The organism is Larkinella knui (assembly GCF_003858645.1).
Taxonomy (GTDB): domain Bacteria; phylum Bacteroidota; class Bacteroidia; order Cytophagales; family Spirosomataceae; genus Larkinella; species Larkinella knui.
The window spans coordinates 1-2,553 of record NZ_RQJP01000012.1; the positions used below are offsets into that span (position 1 = coordinate 1).

Genomic DNA, 2,553 nt, shown 5'->3' on the forward strand with positions numbered 1-2,553 from the left:
CGGTGGCGTCGATGTTGAGCAGCGAGAGGTCGGCCAGCCCCGCCTGCCGGGTGCCCACGGGCCAGTCCAGGCCCAGGTGCGAGGTTTGGGGCTCATAGCCAAACTTGATGAGGGTCTGGTCTTTGCCGGCCCCCTGAACTACCACCCGGTTGCGCATCCGCAAATATTCAAAATACGGGTGAAGCATCAATTTATAGGTACCGGCGGGCAGGTAGACAATTCCGCCCCCATCGGCGGTGGCCCGGTCGATGGCCTGCTGGAGGGCAGGCTGGTCGTTGGCCACCCCATCGCCGGTGGCTTTGAGCGTCAGCCGCGGATCGGTTTTGACGTTGTAGACATTGCGGTAAAAGTCCAGCTTGGCCGCCCACCCTACGCCCAACTGGAAATAATCCTGACCCGGAGCCGTAGCTGTCAGGGTCAGTTCCATGCGGGTTTCACCGGCGGTTCCGCCCAGTCCGTTGCTCACCAGCACGCTATAGACCTGGCCCGACTGTAAGGTAGCGGGCAATTTTAGACTGAGTTTATACGCATCGCTCTTGCTGGCATCTACCACCGCTTCGTGGACGGTAGTGGAACCGGTGGCCATCAGCCGCACCCGGGGGGTGGCACCGGGCAATTGCAGGTTACGACCAAAAATACGAACGGAGCCCCCGGCATAAACGTCAGGGGAATCGAAGTGATGTCCCTGGGCCTGATTGACGAAGACACTGGGGCTGCGCTGGCCCTGCTCCTCGACCCAGAGCTGGTAGAGGTCCAGCCCCGTTTGGGGGGGAATCTGCACAATCAGATGATTGGCCGACTGCACCTGAATGGGCAGGGCCGTGGGCGTAGTGGCGGTGCCTTTGAGGAAATAGGCTTTGGCCGTGGCGCCGAAGCGGCCTTGCAGACTCACCGTCTCTCCGGGCTGCGCCGAGGGGCTGGAATTGAAGATGCGGAGTTGGGCGGTAACGGTTTTTGAACTAAAAAAGCTACTAAACAGGATGAATAGCAAGTAACGGTGAGTCATACATATACAAGTTGTACAGATTACGGATCGTGCTGACATACAGCCTTATTCCGTGAATGTGCAGTAATTAATACCAGCCAAAGATGTTTCAATGCGTGTTTATTCAGCTGCTAAATCTGTGCCAATCCAAACGGGATTTTAAAAAAAAGGAGCCGCAGCGACGGCCAATACGGGAGGGTCAATAAGTAGTTATGCGGGATAAATCTATACTCAATTTACCGTGGGTTATCTTGCCCGAGTTGCTATCAAATGCAGGCGGAAACCTTATCAGAAGCCAGAAAACCGCTATGACCGGGGAATTCTAAACACGGTGCTGGTTGAAAAGAAGAAAGAGAAATTACTAGTAAAAAAACTTGAGTCGTTTTTAGCCAAAATGATATTCTTCGACATCGATTAAGGCGGGCTCAATTTGTCTGTTAGTAGCAAGGTAGCTACAATAACCAGCCCAATAGTCCAGTTTAGCAACATGCCAATGCTGGTGATCCAGGGTGGCAGTTGTCGATTCAATCGAAATGGTAGCTAGCGGAAGCCCGATTCCGCGGCCATCAGCCTTGGCAATGGCTTCTTTAACGGTCCAATGCCGCCAAAATTCCGTTACCGGCTCCGGTGAATGGGTAATGTGCTGCCACTGTGCGGGTGACATGACGGACTCAAAATCGGAAAAATCAATGGGCCGTATCCATTCGATGTCAATTCCTACATCAACGATCCGACTACCAACGCACACAATCCGGTCGAATGAATGGGCAATATTAAAGCTAAAACCAGGGCCGATAGCCGGTTTTCCGTACCGACCGATTTTTACCTGTTCCAGGGTGCTTTCAGGAAAATGGTACCGATGCAGGATTTTAGCCAGTAATAACCGCCCGATCAGGGAGCGCTGCTTATCCGCCCAATGGCGATAGGCATTAAGTTTTGAGTGAAATGAGACGGGGATTTGTTCGAGGTAAGAATGGCAAAGTTGATCAGACCAGCGATCACCCAGCGGAGCTGAAACGATCTGAATGAGTGGTTCTTTTTCCCAACTGCTCATCGGTACGGATACTGCGAAAGATTACGGATGAATTTGGCTACCTTCTTAAAACTTAATAAAGACCTGATTTACGGTTTCTCCCTGATCAGGCTGAACCTGAAGCAGGTAAGTTCCGACTGGCAAACGCTGGACATCCAGATGAGCTTCGTTGGTGGTCGTGAGGGTATTTATAAGCAATAAACCCGCTATAGAATACACCTTGAAACGAGCCCCGGCAGTTGCCAATTGTATATGTAATTCATTAAAAACCGGGTTGGGATAAATTTTCATCGGCACCTCCAATTGTTCATCTCCATTGAAAAAGCATAAGGAAGTGGCCACGGAGGCATGGTTGACGCGTTCGAGCCGGTCGTCCTGCAGCGCCCGACCCGTGTTCTCCAGTTGCAGCTGGCACACCAGCGTGTTGTACGAGCCGCTGTTGAGATACAACCCCGCGGCACAGTTGACCGCCCGGTTGTTCTCAAAGATGCTCCCCAGAAGCGCCGGAATCTGCTCATCCTGATAATACGTCGCC

Annotated in this window: 3 protein-coding genes; all 3 read right to left on the bottom strand. The window is 52.4% G+C overall.

Going from position 1 to position 2,553, the window contains the following annotated elements:
* Window positions 1-1,006 (bottom strand): glycosyl hydrolase family 28-related protein (locus EHT87_RS31495; protein WP_221622101.1); only part of this gene is annotated, 1,006 nt, incomplete at its 3' end.
* 364 nt (window positions 1,007-1,370) lie between these two features.
* Window positions 1,371-2,039 carry a 4'-phosphopantetheinyl transferase family protein gene (locus EHT87_RS31115; protein WP_124910710.1) on the bottom strand — a complete coding sequence of 223 codons (669 nt, stop codon included), beginning with the start codon at window positions 2,037-2,039 and terminating at the stop codon, window positions 1,371-1,373.
* A 45-nt stretch (window positions 2,040-2,084) separates the two neighbouring features.
* Window positions 2,085-2,553, bottom strand: a 469-nt coding sequence (locus EHT87_RS31120; RefSeq protein ID WP_148096047.1) for a T9SS type A sorting domain-containing protein, incomplete at its 5' end; no start/stop codon positions are given.